15 protein-coding genes are annotated in these 15,625 nt (G+C 40.4%); 3 read left to right on the top strand and 12 right to left on the bottom strand.

The window, feature by feature from the left end; translation table 11 throughout:
• Position 1: 1 nt before the first annotated feature.
• Positions 2-1,486: a DUF5687 family protein gene (locus EZJ28_RS08420; protein ID WP_131396814.1), complete on the bottom strand. Its 1,485-nt coding sequence runs from the start codon at positions 1,484-1,486 to the stop codon at positions 2-4.
• A gap of 94 nt (positions 1,487-1,580) precedes the next feature.
• Between EZJ28_RS08420 and EZJ28_RS08415 the strand changes: the two genes are divergently transcribed.
• A complete protein-coding gene (locus EZJ28_RS08415; protein ID WP_131396812.1) occupies positions 1,581-2,630 on the top strand; it encodes a ferredoxin--NADP reductase in 1,050 nt (349 codons plus the stop codon).
• A 13-nt stretch (positions 2,631-2,643) separates the two neighbouring features.
• On the opposite strand, the gene EZJ28_RS08410 is transcribed toward EZJ28_RS08415, so the two are convergent.
• The 3 genes from EZJ28_RS08410 to EZJ28_RS08400 form a co-directional block, all read right to left on the bottom strand.
• Positions 2,644-3,717, bottom strand: coding sequence for a glycosyltransferase family 9 protein (locus EZJ28_RS08410; protein WP_131396810.1), 1,074 nt, complete (start codon positions 3,715-3,717; stop codon positions 2,644-2,646).
• 8 nt (positions 3,718-3,725) lie between these two features.
• Positions 3,726-4,334: a DUF4254 domain-containing protein gene (locus EZJ28_RS08405; protein ID WP_131396808.1), complete on the bottom strand. Its 609-nt coding sequence runs from the start codon at positions 4,332-4,334 to the stop codon at positions 3,726-3,728.
• A gap of 119 nt (positions 4,335-4,453) precedes the next feature.
• Positions 4,454-5,377: a DUF6427 family protein gene (locus EZJ28_RS08400; RefSeq protein WP_131396806.1), complete on the bottom strand. Its 924-nt coding sequence runs from the start codon at positions 5,375-5,377 to the stop codon at positions 4,454-4,456.
• Between the two features lie 43 nt (positions 5,378-5,420).
• On the opposite strand from EZJ28_RS08400, the gene EZJ28_RS08395 reads away from it, so the two are divergent.
• Complete coding sequence (locus EZJ28_RS08395) at positions 5,421-5,651, top strand: uracil phosphoribosyltransferase (protein WP_131396804.1); 231 nt, start codon at positions 5,421-5,423, stop codon at positions 5,649-5,651.
• Here EZJ28_RS08395 and purD read toward each other — a convergent pair.
• On the bottom strand, positions 5,643-6,914 hold the full coding sequence (gene purD / locus EZJ28_RS08390) for a phosphoribosylamine--glycine ligase (protein WP_131396802.1): 1,272 nt from the start codon (positions 6,912-6,914) through the stop codon (positions 5,643-5,645). The genes EZJ28_RS08395 and purD overlap by 9 nt on opposite strands.
• A gap of 85 nt (positions 6,915-6,999) precedes the next feature.
• Here purD and EZJ28_RS08385 point away from each other — a divergent pair, with 85 nt between their 5' ends.
• Positions 7,000-8,310 (top strand): phenylacetate--CoA ligase family protein, encoded by a 1,311-nt coding sequence (locus EZJ28_RS08385; RefSeq protein WP_131396800.1) that lies wholly within the window; start codon positions 7,000-7,002, stop codon positions 8,308-8,310.
• On the opposite strand, the gene EZJ28_RS08380 is transcribed toward EZJ28_RS08385, so the two are convergent.
• From EZJ28_RS08380 to EZJ28_RS08350, 7 genes are read right to left on the bottom strand one after another with little or no spacing between them, the layout of a single operon-like run.
• Entirely contained in the window at positions 8,303-9,076 is a 774-nt protein-coding gene (locus tag EZJ28_RS08380; protein ID WP_131396798.1) for a glycosyltransferase family 2 protein, read from the bottom strand. The genes EZJ28_RS08385 and EZJ28_RS08380 overlap by 8 nt on opposite strands.
• A gap of 2 nt (positions 9,077-9,078) precedes the next feature.
• The gene (locus EZJ28_RS08375) at positions 9,079-10,068 is read right to left on the bottom strand and encodes a UDP-glucuronic acid decarboxylase family protein (protein ID WP_131396796.1); all 990 of its coding nucleotides are present in this window, start codon (positions 10,066-10,068) and stop codon (positions 9,079-9,081) included.
• Positions 10,069-10,093: 25 nt separating this feature from the next.
• Positions 10,094-10,945, bottom strand: coding sequence for a dTDP-4-dehydrorhamnose reductase (gene rfbD, locus EZJ28_RS08370; protein ID WP_131396794.1), 852 nt, complete (start codon positions 10,943-10,945; stop codon positions 10,094-10,096).
• Positions 10,942-11,487 (bottom strand): dTDP-4-dehydrorhamnose 3,5-epimerase, encoded by a 546-nt coding sequence (gene rfbC / locus EZJ28_RS08365; protein WP_131396792.1) that lies wholly within the window; start codon positions 11,485-11,487, stop codon positions 10,942-10,944. Before rfbC ends, rfbD begins: the two co-directional genes overlap by 4 nt.
• 9 nt (positions 11,488-11,496) lie before the next feature.
• Positions 11,497-13,182 carry a DUF6909 family protein gene (locus EZJ28_RS08360; protein WP_131396790.1) on the bottom strand — a complete coding sequence of 562 codons (1,686 nt, stop codon included), beginning with the start codon at positions 13,180-13,182 and terminating at the stop codon, positions 11,497-11,499.
• A gap of 9 nt (positions 13,183-13,191) precedes the next feature.
• Positions 13,192-14,685 carry a GH3 auxin-responsive promoter family protein gene (locus EZJ28_RS08355; protein WP_131396789.1) on the bottom strand — a complete coding sequence of 498 codons (1,494 nt, stop codon included), beginning with the start codon at positions 14,683-14,685 and terminating at the stop codon, positions 13,192-13,194.
• A 3-nt stretch (positions 14,686-14,688) separates the two neighbouring features.
• Complete coding sequence (locus EZJ28_RS08350) at positions 14,689-15,558, bottom strand: M23 family metallopeptidase (RefSeq protein WP_131396787.1); 870 nt, start codon at positions 15,556-15,558, stop codon at positions 14,689-14,691.
• Positions 15,559-15,625 lie beyond the last annotated feature (67 nt).

Below are 15,625 nucleotides of genomic sequence, written 5' to 3'. Positions count from 1 at the left end.
ATTATTCTCCTTTTTCTTTAAATCCCTGTATCATCACGTATTTTCTTTTCCTGTAACGTCGTACGAGGAAGGTAAGCAAGCTGGGGCGTAATACAAGCCCCATAATTCCGAGTCCTGCCAGAAAACCTACCGCGATTTCATAGTTTATAAATTTGTTGAGTATCCAGAAGAAAAAAATCGGGATAAGCAATAATGGTAAACCAACCAGCCACTGTGAAGCTCCCGTTCCCTGATAATTCATAAACGGACTTTTATCAAGATCTATCCTTTTTTTATTGAATGACCCCGCATACAGCAGTACCGGGATATTTACACCCATATTATAAAGCGCACAGGCGATATTGAGCAACAGAATATTCCATCCAAAATATACATAAGGAGTAGACAGAATAGCCAGAACCACTACACTAAAGGTAATAAGTCCCATCTTGGAAGCAAGGTACTGCCTCATGGAAATATTCTGGGCCATGATCATGGGGTAGTATGATGCATCCCAAGAAGGCACGAACTGCCCAAAATTGATCATAAAGATCCCAGTAATGAATATCCCAACAAAAACGAAAAATGCAGGCATTTCCTGGTAAGTGTCATTAGGATAGAAAATCAGGCCGTAAGCCAGGAATATGAAAGAAAGATAGATAGTTGTCTTGGGCCTTTTATTCCTCCATATGAGCTTAAGGTCCTGTTGCAGAAAAGGTGCAATACTTCCAAATTTCCTGGTCCAGCCGAACTCCCGCGTATTAGCCTTTTTGTTTCTCCCCTTCAGGTGCGCATCCAGATAAAACTTACCTTCAAGATTGAGTTGATTCCACTTAAAAAGAAAGATTACTAGAATAAGAGGTATAAAACCCAGATACGGATTTTGTACTATCAACTGAAGGAGCTCTCCAAAGTAAGCAGTTATTTGAAATATCTCGAGATAATCCAGAAGGGCCAGTACCCCTGCCCCAATTACCAACGGGATAAGAGCCTTAAGATTCTCGGTAAAACGTTTCTTTATGATAAAATTGATGAAATTAACGCAAAGGGTTATTGAATAAACCCCGAGCATCCAACCCAGCATATTCAGATAGCCGTAACCTCCCTTTACAATGCAAAAAACTCCAAATGGGATTATCAGGAAAAGTGGCAGAATATTATAAAAGGAATAAAGGGATTTCAGAAGTACAAAGTTAACCACCTTTCTTTTTCTAATAGGAAAGGTCATCAGTGGTTTAATATCCAACACCGGAAGGGTTTGAAGCATAAATCTGAATACGAGTTCCAGGACAAAATAGATAAGGGCAAACCTGTTTACCACCTGCAGAGGATCAGCTTCCGGATAAAACTCTTTCAGCATCGGATACAGAGCAATTCCAAAGAAAAGGAACATGGCAGAAAAATAGAGCGCCAGGAATATCATAAAGATCTTCAACCCCAGGCTTTTTCCCAAGCTGGCCGACCTAAAAAAGGATTTCCACTCTAACCAGATGAATTTCCCAAACATATAAACACGTTTATTCTATAAGTATAGAAATTTAAAGGAATGTTACGACTTAAAAATCGGCATACTTTGTATTTTTGCGCACAAATAAAAAGTAATGGCTAAATTTTATCCGCTAAAAATAAAGGAAATAATTCGCGAAACAGCCCAGGCGGTAAGTTTATCTTTTGAAATTCCCGATAATCTAAGAGAAGAGTTCAATTTTCTGGCCGGGCAATACGTCACAATAAAGACAGAAGCAGACGGTGAAGAAATAAGAAGGGCCTACTCCCTTTGTTCAGCTCCTAATTCTGAAGAATTCAAGGTAACCGTAAAAGAAGTTGAAGGAGGCAGATTTTCTGTGATCGCCAATAATAAACTGGTTGCAGGAGATATTCTGGAAGTGCATCCACCAGAAGGAAAATTCGTTCTGAAACCTGGAGAGAGTAGAAAGAATTATGCTGCATTTGCTGCTGGAAGTGGGATCACACCGATACTTTCTATCATAAAAACAGTACTGCGTGACGAACCTCACAGTAAGTTTGTGCTTACTTACGGGAACAAATCCATAGACGATACCATTTTCTTTAAAGAGTTGCTGCAATTGCAGTCTGAATTTCCACACAGGTTATTCATTGAGTTTGTTTACAGCAGGACCAAAGAGGAAAATGCACATTTTGGCAGAATTGAGACCAGCACCGTAAATTACGTGCTGAAGAATAAGTTCCAGGATCACCCTTTTGATCAGTTCTACCTTTGTGGACCAGAGGCTATGATCAATCACGTTTCTGAGGTGCTTAAGGAGAACGGGGTTAAGGATGATCAGATCCTGTTTGAGCTTTTTACCAATTCTGAAGAAGAAAAGGAAATTGAGGGAGATACCGAAGGGCAAACAGAGGTGACCATACTTATAGATGACGAGGAATTCTCGTTTTCTATGGATCGTACGAATGTTGTTCTGGATGAGGCACTCGAGCACGATATAGACGTCCCTTATTCATGTCAGGGCGGGATATGCAGTAGCTGTATGGCAAGAATCACCGAAGGGAAGGCTGAAATGAGCAAGAACCAGATACTTACTCAGGACGAGATCGAAGAAGGTTTTGTTCTTACATGTCAGGCACATCCCACTACTCCTACGCTAAAGCTGGACTTTGACGATCTGTAATTTGACCTTAAGATCAGTCATTCAGGACCTCATTGATTTTTAATACTACCAATTCCGGAGGAATGCTGCGCATCACATCTTCGTAGCCCTCCGGAACTTTATTCCCGTAGACCGATGTAGGTATCTTGGGATAACGATCCAGATCCGGAAGAATGCAATTTTCCATCGGCTGATTAAAAGCTTTAAATCCGGTATAGGGATGTGTCACGCCCCAAAGGCTGATTACAGGAATCCCGTAGACCGCCGCCAGATGGGCATTCCCGCTATCCATAGACAACATTGCATCCAGATTCGAAATAAGGCTCAGTTCTTCCGAGTATCTCAGTTTACCCACCACGCTTATGCAATTTTCAAACTTCTGCTCCCAGCTCTCCAGTTGTACTCTTTCGGCATCACCTCCTCCGAAAAGTATCAGCTTGATATCATTTCTTCTGGTAAGCTGGCCGAGGACTTTTTCCATTAAATCTGCCGGGTAACATTTAGACATATGCTGAGCAAAGGGAGCTATTCCCAGCCATTTTCGGGAGTCCCTCCCTACTACCTCATATATTTTTGAAATAAGTTTTCTTTTCGTCTGCGGAATATAAGCTGAAAGATCTATTGGGTAACCCAATTCCCTGAAAACATCGGCATACCGCTGGTGGGTGGATTTCAAAGGTTTGAATTCCTTATTGTTCTCCCGGGTCAAAGCCTTTTTTTCGGCTCTCCCTTTATCTATTTGCTTAAAGGGTATCCCATAAAAATAAAAAACAGATTTAAGGATATTGCTGCGCAGAACATCATGCAGATCTGCCACCATATCTATTTCTTCATCACGCAACTCCCGGGCCAGGGTACCCAGTCCAAGCACACCGCTATGCACACCATCTACATCAGCCTCATAAACCCGTACATTGGGAAGATGACTAAATAAAGGTCTGTAAAAGGCACGTGTAAGTACGGTTATGGTAAGTTCCGGATAAGTTTGTACAAGCACGCTAAGTACGGGGACCATCATTGCGACATCGCCCATAGCCGATAAACGGATCACGAGAATATGTGAAGCCTTTCCGGTTGTTTGAGCCACGGGATTTTCGGAACCCTCCATAACTTACTTTATTTATTGCTGCGAAGTACCGGATTCAGTTCTTCGTCATTGTACATTTTCATCTGTTTATAGACCTTCATGTACTTCTCGCCTTTGGAAATATCTTCCAGCAACTGGTCAATCGCAGTAGAAAGATCTACGCGCTGTTCTATGAGTACATCCAGTTTAGCCTTACATTTCATCTGGTGTTCCTGTGATGCATCTTCGCGGTTAGCCTCCTCGTTCATGTGATAGATCTTAAGGGCCAGAATCGAAAGTCTGTCAATTGCCCAGGCAGGACTTTCAGAATTGATAGTAGCATCCTGCTTAGTCTCTACATTCTTATATTTTTCAAGAAAATAACCGTCTATGTATTCTACCGTATCTGTTCTATCCTGGTTAGAAGCATCAATAAGTCTTTTGAGCTTTAAAGCAGCTTCAGGATCTATGTTCTGGTCCCTGATAATATCCTCGTAATGCCACTGTACCGTATCTATCCAGCACTTTCTGTATAACAGGTGCTCAAGAAGATTCTTATCTGCATCATAAGGATTTATAAATTCCTGATCCACGCTGTCTTTTTCGTGGTATTTCTCTATAACTTCTCTGAAAATAGTATTTGCTTTATCTGAAAACATTGTCAATTATTTCTCTTTTTAATAATTCATTCTCGTGCTAATCCTGCATATTTCATAGCGAATACAAAGATATTATTTTTAGGAAGAGTATAGCCTGAAAGTATTGGTAAACCTGAATGTTATACCACAAATGCTACTATAAAAGGCATCAGGATAAGAGTGGCAAGAATGATCTCCTTGAAAATCCTGTCCTTTTTACTGTCAAAATAATTTGAAGCGATTATACTAAGGGGAACGAAAAAAAAGATCAGCTCACTCCCGTCCTTGGTTGGGGAAAAAATAGCTACAGCTATTGATACTGCGAGACTGAACAAAATCATACTCAGGATGGGCCGCCTCGTGATACTCGCCTTTTGTATAGTCCCAAAATACTGAAAAAGTGTCCATAGTAATAAGCCAAGCGTAATGCTCAGGGGAACAAGGACCTTCACTTCTCCATAACCTGAAAAATCAAAGTTACTCGCCTGGAACCAGTCTGAAAATGTATAAAACTGATCATAAACCAACAAATGGAAACAAATGGTTAACGAGGCTACCGCCAGAAATCCCACTAACGGTACAAGCCAGTTCCTGAATGCTGATGCAAAATTAAGAATAGCAAAGAAAACAATGGCAAAGAAAAGACCCGACCAGAAATGATAGAGCGTTGCGATGCTTATCCAGAAAGCCGCATCAAATATCTTCTTCTGAATGAATTTGTGAGATCTGAGGCTTATTATTCTCCTAAGAGCAAAAAGAATACAAAGATTAGCTATGATAACAGATCCATTCTGTAATAAATTAAAAAATGAAATGGCAAAAACCGCAAATAATAAAGTTTTATAGGCGCTGCGTTTTGTTAGCTCATTCTTTTTAGCAATAAAATTCAGAACCAGCAGACTTAGTACTAGCACAAGAAGAACTGCCAGTTTTTCTAAAAATTCTCCCCAGCTAAAGCCATTTTCCCATGTTGTGAAATTCACGCCAATATAGAAAACACACATAAGCAGAATGATCACCGTAAGGTTTAAAGGCTTGGATTTGCTAAAAAAGCTTGTTAGCATTGGCGTTTTTTATATTTTTGTAAGCACAAACAAAGTTCAAACAATGAAAGATTTTTTTGAGGGAATAGCCTGGCTTTTTGAAAACATACTTTTTTATCCTCTTGATGCTTTAAGAGAACTTGAACTGGATTCCTGGTTTCTTGCAAATATCCTTAACTGGATTTTCGTTATCATTGGTTTCCTTGCATTCTTCTACTGGATGAAGCAGTTACAGAAATTCAACGATAGAAACGAAGAGAACAGGGAATCTACTTCTCATTCGTTCCTAGGATAAATCGAAACCTATATCCTTTCTAAAATACATCTTATCAAATTGCAGTTTTTCTGCACTTTGGTAAGATTTTTTTAGTGCCTCTTTGTAATCCTTTCCAAATGAGGTTAGAGCTAAAACCCGTCCTCCACTGGTTACAATCTCCTCTCCATCTTTCTTTGTCCCAGCATGGAAAACGATAGAATTATCAATTTCTTTTAAACCTGTAATGGTTTTTCCTTTCTGGTAAGATTCAGGATAACCACCAGATACGAGCATTACAGTAGTAGCTGCTCTTTCGTCCACCTCCACATCTATCTGATCCAGGTTACCTTCCCAGGTTTTTTGAAATAAATCAACCAGATCTGTCTTTATACGCGGCAGTACGACTTCGGTCTCAGGATCTCCCATTCTTACATTGTATTCAATTACATAAGGTTCGCCTTTAACCTTTATAAGACCAATAAAAACAAATCCTTTATAATCGATTTCTTCCTCCTGAAGACCTCTCACCGTGGGTTTTACAATACGATCCTCGATCTTCCCCATTAATTCATCATCGGCAAACGGAACAGGTGACACAGCTCCCATTCCCCCGGTGTTCAGGCCGGTATCTCCTTCTCCAATCCTTTTATAATCCTTAGCTGTAGGCAGGATCTTATAGTTTTTCCCATCGGTAAGTACAAAAACGCTTAATTCTATCCCATCAAGAAATTCTTCGATAACCACCTTTTTACTGGCAGCACCAAATTTCCCTGAAAGCATATTCTCAAGCTCCTTTTTGGCTTCCTCAAGCTCATCAATTATCAGTACTCCTTTCCCTGCCGCTAGTCCGTCAGCTTTTAAAACATAGGGAGGTTTAAGTGTTTCCAGGAAGTTTTTACCGGCTTCAAGGCTTTCAAAACTGAAACTTTCATAGGCAGCAGTGGGGATATCATACATGGCCATAAATTCCTTGGCTCTTTCCTTACTTCCTTCCAGCAACGCTCCCCTACCCGATGGGCCAATGATCTGAATATCCTTCAGCCTTTCATCATTCTTGAAGAAATCAACGATTCCTTTCACAAGCGGATCTTCCGGCCCAACAACGATCATTTTTATATCCTTTTCAAGAGCAGTATTTGCAACTGCCGCGAAATCTATTGGATTTAAATCCAGGTTTTCAGCAATTTCCGCAGTTCCTGCGTTCCCAGGTGCTACAAAAAGTTTATCGCACTTGGTACTTTGGGCGATCTTATAAGCAAAAGTATGTTCGCGGCCACCTGAGCCCAGGATAAGGATATTCATCTGCATCTAATTTTAATTATTGCCTCAAAAATAATTGTTTGTAAATTGAAGCACCAATAAATTTGTTAAAAAAGCACTGTTGCCCTTGGATTGGTTCAAACTTTCACTACAACTCAATAAATTCCCCATTAAAAGGGCGCAAAAAACCCTTGAGAAGATCCAGGCGATCCCGGAAGAGGTATATGCTGAATATCAGCGAAAACGAAGGAATTCTATCATAGATTATCATATTCAGCATAATTCATTCTACCGTGAATTCTTTAACTGGGATGGTTTTGATGACTGGAAATATGTTCCAATCATGAAAAAGGCAGATCTTCAGCATCCTCTCAGGGAACGTTTAAGCTCAACCTATAACACAAAAACCGCGTATGTGGGAAAGACTTCTGGAAGTAGCGGGCATCCCTTCATATTTGCCAAAAATAGATTTGCCCATGCCCTGACCTGGGCTGGTTTTCAGGATAGGTATAGATGGTATGACATAGACCTCAACAAATCCCTGCAGGCAAGGTTTTATGGGATTCCTCTGGATTTCTATGGAAATATCCAGGAAAGGCTCAAAGACAGGATAAGCCTGAGACGTCGTTTTAATATTTTTGATCTTAGTGAGCCCAAAATGGAAGCTTTTCTGAAACGTTTTCGCAATTCCAATTTTGATTATCTGAATGGATATACAAGCGCGATCGTCCTTTTTGCCCGATTTTTAAAGGACAAGGGAATTATTCTTAAAGAGCTATGCCCCAGCCTTAAAATATGTATAGTCACTTCTGAAAGACTATTTGAAAAGGATAAGGAACTTATTGAAAATTCCATGGGTGTGCCGGTAATCAATGAATATGGGGCAAGCGAAGTGGGCCTTATCGCGTTTGAGGATGAAAACAATCACTGGATCGTGAATTCTGAAGATCTCTATCTTGAGATACTGGATGAAAATGATAATATCTTACCCTACGGTGAAGAAGGCCGGGTGGTGATCACCTCTCTTTTCAATAAGGCTCATCCCATGATCAGGTATGATATTGGTGATATTGGCTGCCTGTCTAAAGAAAGTACACTTAAAAAACCGATTCTTGAAAAGCTGATAGGCCGCACCAATGATATTGCCAGACTTCCCGATGGTAAGGTAGTACCTGGCCTTACCTTTTACTACGTAACCAAAACGGTGATTGAAGATAGCGGTAACATTAAGGAATTCGTTATAATTCAAACAGATATAGAGAGCTTCAGGATTGAATATGTTAGTGAAAATGAACTTTCAAAAGAAGAGAAGATCAGGATCCTGGATGCAATAAAAACTTACGTGGGTAAAAATCTAAATATCAGATTTGAAAGAAAAGAGATCCTGAAACGAAGCCCAAGCGGAAAACTGAAACAGTTCACCTCCCTCCTCAAATAGGCTTAATTTGCCTGGATTTTATGAAAAACTGTTCATTAAGAAAAATCAACATTCTCCATAAGCTTTTTATAAGACCATAGCCAAGTACCTGATTATAGATCCTGAAATTATATCTAAGCATCTCCAGCTTATTATTCGAAATGGAATTCTTTCTAACTCTGTAAACTGCCAGGGATTCACGAATACTTTGCATAGGCCCTCCTTTTTCTATCACCTTAAGCCATAAGGCCCAGTCCTGTCGCTTTCGAATTGCGGGACAATAGATCTTTCCCAGTGCCTTTACACTGTAGATCCCCGTCAGGTTTCCTACATAATTTGCTTTAAGCAGTTTGTCATAAGTAAGCACCGGTAAGGCCTCTATTTTTTTATTCAATGGTTTTCCATCTTCACTAATAAGCTCATAGCTGGAAAAACAGGCTGGAATACCTTCTTTTGAAAGAATTTGGAGCTGCTTCTGAAGCTTTTCGGGCTTCCACCGGTCATCTGCATCAACAAAAGCTATAAAGTCGCCTGTTGCCGCTTTAATTCCTTTATTCCGGGAAATATGGGTGCCCTGATTCGTAGGATTTTTCAGAATACGGATACGTGCCTCGGTCTTTGAATATTTCTCAATGATCTGAAAACTGGAATCTGACGAGCCGTCGTCTATTATCAAAAGCTCCCAGTTTGGATAAGTTTGTTGGAGAACCGAAAGGATCGCTTCAGAAATAAAGGCCTCCGAATTATAGGCCGGCATTATTACCGAAACTAATCCGTAATCTTTCATCCTTATCTTCTGATGTGTTTGGAAAAATCCTTATGCTCCCTTTTTTCAAGTTCATCTTCACTTAAATTCCGGAAATATTCATAAGTGATCTTCATTCCCTCCTGCCTTGAAACTTTAGGCTCCCAGTTCAAAACTTCCTTTGCTCTTGAAATATCGGGCTGTCTTTGCATTGGGTCATCCTGAGGCAATTCCTTAAAGACTATTTTCTGATCGGTTCCGGTAAGATTAATGATCTCTTTAGCAAAATCAAGAATACTTATTTCGTCAGGATTCCCAATGTTCACTGGGTCTGAATACTCACTTAAAAGCAACCTGTATATACCCTCAACCTGGTCATCTACAAAGCAAAAAGACCTGGTTTGTGAACCATTTCCAAAAACCGTCAGGTCTTCTCCCCTTAATGCCTGACCAATAAATGCCGGGATCACCCTTCCATCATTTAACCTCATCCTGGGGCCGTAGGTGTTAAAAATTCTCGCTATCCTGGTTTCCAGTCCGTGAAAACGATGATAGGCCATAGTGATAGATTCCTGAAATCTTTTGGCTTCATCATAGACTCCCCTTGGGCCAATAGCATTCACATTTCCGTAATATTCCTCGTTCTGCGGATGTACCTGGGGATCGCCATATACCTCAGAAGTTGAGGCAATCAGGATCCTGGCATTCTTTTCTTTTGCCAAACCAAGGCAATGAAGTGTTCCCAGAGAACCGACTTTGAGTGTCTGAATTGGGATCTTCAGATAATCAATGGGACTCGCCGGAGAAGCAAAATGAAGGATATAATCAAGTTTACCAGCTACGTGAACGAATTTCGTCACATCATGATGGTAAAATTCGAAATTCTCATTACGTATAAGGTGCTCGATATTCTTCAGATCTCCGGTTATAAGATTATCCATACCAATAACCTCATATCCTTCTTTTATAAAACGGTCGCAGAGGTGTGATCCAAGAAATCCGGCCGCACCGGTAATAAGTATTCTTTTAGCCATAAGAGTTTAATTGCTTAAAAAGTAATCATTTTTCATCAATAAGCAGGTGAAGACTCTCCTTCCATTCCGGAATTCTGAATCCGAAATTATGTTGAGCCTTTTCCTTGGAAAGCACACTGTAAGCAGGTCTTTCCGCAAGGGTCTTATAGAATCCGGTTTTATTTAGGGTGACCTGATCTATTTTTCCGGAGTAATCCAGGATCTCCTTTGCGAAATCATACCAGGTAGCCTCTCCCAGATCACTGAAATGATAGAGTCCGTATTCTTCTGAACCCGAATTGATTATTTTCAAAACGAATTCGGCAAGATCATTTGCATTTGTAGGGGTTCCCAATTGAGAGGTAGTAATGTTCAGCTCAGCCTTCTCATCAGCTTTTCTCCGGATGGTATTAAAAAAATTATGGCCGAATTCTGAATACAACCATGAAGTCCTGAATATAAAATACCGGTCAAAAATCGATTTAATATTCTCCTCCCCTTTCAGCTTTGAAGCTCCATATACATTTATCGGTTCAACCTGATCAGTTTCAGAATAAGGTCTGGAAGTCTTTCCGTTAAAGACATAGTCTGTGGAAAAATGAAAAAGCGTCGCGTTGTACTTTTTACAAATTTCAGCAATATTAGCGGCAGCCTCAGCATTTAATGCGAAAGCTTTCTCCTTCTCTTTTTCCGCCTGCTCTACATTCGTATAAGCCGCAGTATTGATAAAATAATCGATATTTTGTTCACTAAAGGTTTCTTCCAGACTTTGTTTTGAGGTAATATCCAGTTCTTTAGACGAACAGAATAAGAAGTGATAATTTGGATATTTCTTAGCCTGTTTCTGAAAACATTGCCCTAGCTGCCCGTTTGCTCCTGTTACCAGAATAGTTTTCATTGAAAAGCTTCCTTAAGGGTTGGCAAATTTTTGTCCTTTTCACTCAGAATCATCTCGGTTTCCGGAAAATTCCAGTCGATATTCAGGTCCGGATCATTGTAAATTATTCCACCTTCCGAGCCAGGCTTATAATAATCATCACATTTATAAGCAAACACCGACTTTTCAGAAAGGGTGAGGAATCCATGCCCGAAACCTTTTGGAACATAAAGCTGATGCAGGTTCTGATCGTCCAGAATGGCCGAATAGGTCTTTTTAAAAGTAGGGGAATCAGGTCTAAGGTCTACCACCACATCCAGCACTTTACCGAAGATGACCCGCACAATCTTGGTTTGCGCAAACTCACCTTTTTGATAATGCAAACCGCGAAGTACTCCATAACTGGAAACCGACTGGTTATCCTGAACGAATTCGGCATCTATTCCTGTAAGTTCAGCAAGGCGTTTACGGTGATAGGTCTCAAGGAAAATACCCCGATGATCCTCAAATATTTTAGGTTTTATAAGAAAACAGTCTTTTAAGGGTGTTTCTTCTACCTGCATTTTTTGGTTTTATGAATTAAAAATCTGTTCCAGGATCTTTTCTGTAATAAGATAGGTTGGTTTAACACCTGAAGTTCCCAGTCCTCCGGAAGCCAGTGTGCTACCGGTCTCAAGAGGATTATCTGAAGCATAATAGGCATATCTTACCTTTACGTTCTCGTCTATACTCCCTCTTAACCTGGAAGCCGCCTGAATCGCCTTCTGATAGTGCGCTCCTTCCATCTCCAGTCCACACACGTTCCACGTGGAGTCATGGAAGAATTTCAGAATATCCTTATTCTGAAGCGAGGTTCCCAAAACGGTAATCATCGCTCCATCAACCACATTGATCCCATGTCCGTCAAGATCGGACTTTTTAAGTTCATTTTTAAAAGGATAATTATCGGCCGTACCTTCAAATAAATGGGCATCGGGGATCATAATGTCTCCCTTCCCTCCTTCAAGAATTCCTGCTTTACCCATAATTGAAATGGACCTCACGTTCATTCTGAACTCCTTATCTTTATGGTTCAAAGGTTTCAATAGCTCATCCATAGTTTCATACGCCTGTTCTCCAAAAGCATAATCCATTACAATAATCACGGGCTTTTCTTCGGGACTTAGATTAACGAAATTGGTATTATTAAAGCCTGCTTCCAATTTTGCTGTATCGAAGATCTGCACATCAATATTTGTCCCGCTCTTATCTTCAATAAAGAACATACCCTTATCCAGCGCAGCTTTAGTAACCTTATTCCGCAATCCTCCATTACCGCTATCGCTCAGTTCTTCATAAATACTCAGTACTTTCTTCTTTTTTAGCTCTGTCTTAAAAGCGTAAGGAGTGTATAGAGTATTCATCACACTATGCATATTGGCACTAATAATATGAAGAGGCCGATGCATAAGATCGTTCTCAATTAATTTGAGCTTAATATTATTTGCCCAGATCTCACCATGAATGTGATGGCCGAGTCGCTCTCTTAATACGGGACTAAAGGTGATGATCCGTTTCTTATTATCAATGGTTTCCTGAATGGCCATTTTTCCTAGAGACCAGATAATCCTCAGGAATCTATCAGGATTACCAGGGGTGGAAAACTTTGGATAAACCAGGTTTAACTCATGAAATGTACGTCCCAGAATACTTGCAGTATGGGTTAGGGCCACCTCCCGCTGTGCCTGGCTTAGCTCTTCCTGATTAGCGGCAAACTCAAGTTTCTCCCAGTCACGATTCACACTGCCATCTTCATCTATTAGAACCCTTTTCATGATCTTATGGGATTCAATAAAAAGAAAGGTCAAATGAGTCAGGATATCATAAATTTCAGATCTCCCGCGGGTGATCTCAATATTCATCTGCTCCTCATCTATCCGGTAGCAGTTTCTCCTTCTTTTTGGCGGAATGATAGGTTTAAAATGAGAATTCCCGTAACCCTCGTCACTGGTAAGATTGATATAACGGCATTCTTCAATCCCTTTTGGAAGCCTGTCAATAACATACAGCAATCCCTCCAGCTCGGCCTTCTCATCGGCTATGGACCCATAGATCTCCGGCCTAAGTGTAAAAAGGGATTCCCTTAAGGTTTCTCCCGAAACTCCCATTGGTTTATAGAAACCCCGGTTAAAGAGATGCCTCATGGTTATATACATGCGTTCAATTGCACCGGAACTTTCCTGTGCTCTTGTTCGTCCCTGTAATTTCAATATAGACATAGTAGTTTTTTAAATGATCTCGTATAATTTATCGGCAATTTTCCGGTCATTAGACAGTCTTGGAAGCTTGTTTTGTCCGCCAAGTTTACCTATTGACTTCATATACACCTGAAAAGCATTCCGTGGCACCCTGGTGATCTTTAGCCGTTGGAGAATATGCCCTTCTATCAAATCTAAATAATAGGAGTTCTGCCGTTGCAGCGATTTGTCAATTATATCGGCAAATTTATTCAAATCTTCCGGTTCCTTCTCAAATTCCACGAACCATTCATGATAAGGTAGTTCTTCTCCATCCGGATTAATCTGCGGCGCCACCGTAAATTCGCTAATGGCAGCCCCTGTTTGTATTACCGCTTCCTGCATGGCTTCCTCCACTTCTTTGGCGATCACATGCTCTCCAAATGCCGAAATAAAATGTTTTATTCTACCGGAAACAATCACCCTGTATGGCTTCAGCGACGTAAACTGAACTGTATCTCCAATATTATAGGCCCATAAACCGGCTGTTGAAGAGATAATCATCACGTAATTAACGCCTGTTTCCACTTCTTTCAGCAATAATCTTCGGGGGTTTTCGTCATAGAATTCATCGGCGTTTATGAATTCATAGAACATCCCTGAATCCAGCTGAAGCAACATGCCTTTTTCGTCCTGTTTGTCCTGAAAGGCAAAAAAGCCTTCAGAAGCAGGATAGAGTTCTATACTATCCACCTTTTTACCAATAAGATTTTCAAATTTTGAACGGTACGGTTCATAATTCACGCCCCCGTAAATGAAAAGATCAAAATTCGGAAAGATCTCACCCACTTTTTTCCCGGTCTTATCAATAAGTCTCTCAAAATACATCTGCACCCATGAAGGTATCCCACTGATCACTGACATATCCTCCTTAAGAGTTTCATCCACTATCGCATCCACTTTAGTTTCCCAGTCTTCAATACAGTTTGTTTCCCAGCTGGGCATTCGGTTTTTCTGCAGATAAGCGGGCACATAATGCGCTACTATCCCCGACAGTCTTCCCAGTTTCACCCCATTTTTTTCGTTAAGTTCAGGGCTTCCCTGTAAGAAGATCATTTTACCATCTACAAAGCCTGAATTGCCCGTATCGTTTATATAACATAAAATGGCATTTCTGGCGGCATGGATATGAGTAGGCATGGATTCCTTTGTAAGGGGAATATACTTAGCTCCACTGGTAGTGCCCGAAGTTTTGGCATAATATAGCGGCTTTCCGGGCCAGAGTACATCTTCTTCTCCCGCTACCATTTTATCTACATAATAGCGAAGCTCTTCATAATCCCTAACCGGAACCTTGGCTACAAAATCTGAATGTGACTTTATGTTGTAAAAATCATGATCCTTACCAAACTGTGTATTTCTGGCCTTTTCAATAAGATCTTTAAAGACCTTATCCTGGGTTCCATGCGGATCACTGGCCCATTTGTCAATTTTCTTTCTGATGTAAGCGGCAAATATTTTAGCTGCAAAAGACTTTATAGACATAAACTAATTAAAATCAATATATTCTGAAGGGTCTACGGGGTTACCTTCGTTCCAGAGTTCAAAATGAAGATGCGGACCAGTGGTTAATTCGCCAGTAGACCCCGCGGTGGCTATTACTTCTCCGGCCCTTACCATATCACCCTGAGATTTGGTTAAAGAAGCATTATGCTTATATGCTGAAAGAAGCCCGTAACTATGTTCAATTATCATTACATAACCTGTTTCGGCGGTCCATTCGGCAAAGATAACTCTACCATCAGCAACCGATTTTACGGGTGCATTTCGTGAAACCACGATATCTACAGCATAATGACGGTCTTCAATACTATAAGGTTCAGATATCGAACCCTTAACGGGAGGGAATAGTGAAAAATTGATATTATCTGTAGCAGTGGGAAGGATATTGTATTTATCTTCCTGAGCCACCTCTTCCCTTAATAAAGAATCAGCTTTTATTCGGTTGATCTCCTCGTATTCCTGGTCTGAAATTGGCTGGCTAAGTATTGAATCCCTGTCAAGGCGTTCAAGGTCAAACTCACCGGTTAGAGCACTTTTTATGGAAGAAAGATATTGATCGTTAAGTCGGATCACATTCTGCAGGGAGTCGGTCTTATAGGCCAGATTCGCAGCTTCTTCCTTAAGTTCTGTCGATGAGTAGCCAGGGATATATTCTCTAAGAGGGGTAAAAGCGATGAGCACAGTGGTTGCAGCAACGAGGAAGATTGCTGAAAGTCCTACCGCTACAAAAACATTTAACCTGGTCAAACGAAAAGAAAAACGCTCTTCGAAGGTATCTTCATTGAGGATAACCATTCGATATTTATGGAGCAATTTCTTGGTAAACTTCTTTTTGTCTTTTTTATCCTTTGCCATAGACCAGTTTAGATTTTACAAAGATAAATTAAATAAATTCCCTCATTATACCTCTACAAAAGATAAA

It is taken from the genome of Gramella sp. KN1008, from assembly GCF_004332155.1.
GTDB lineage: Bacteria > Bacteroidota > Bacteroidia > Flavobacteriales > Flavobacteriaceae > Christiangramia.
Note: the sequence above shows the minus strand (reverse complement) of the source record. Positions and strands in the feature narration are given on the sequence as shown.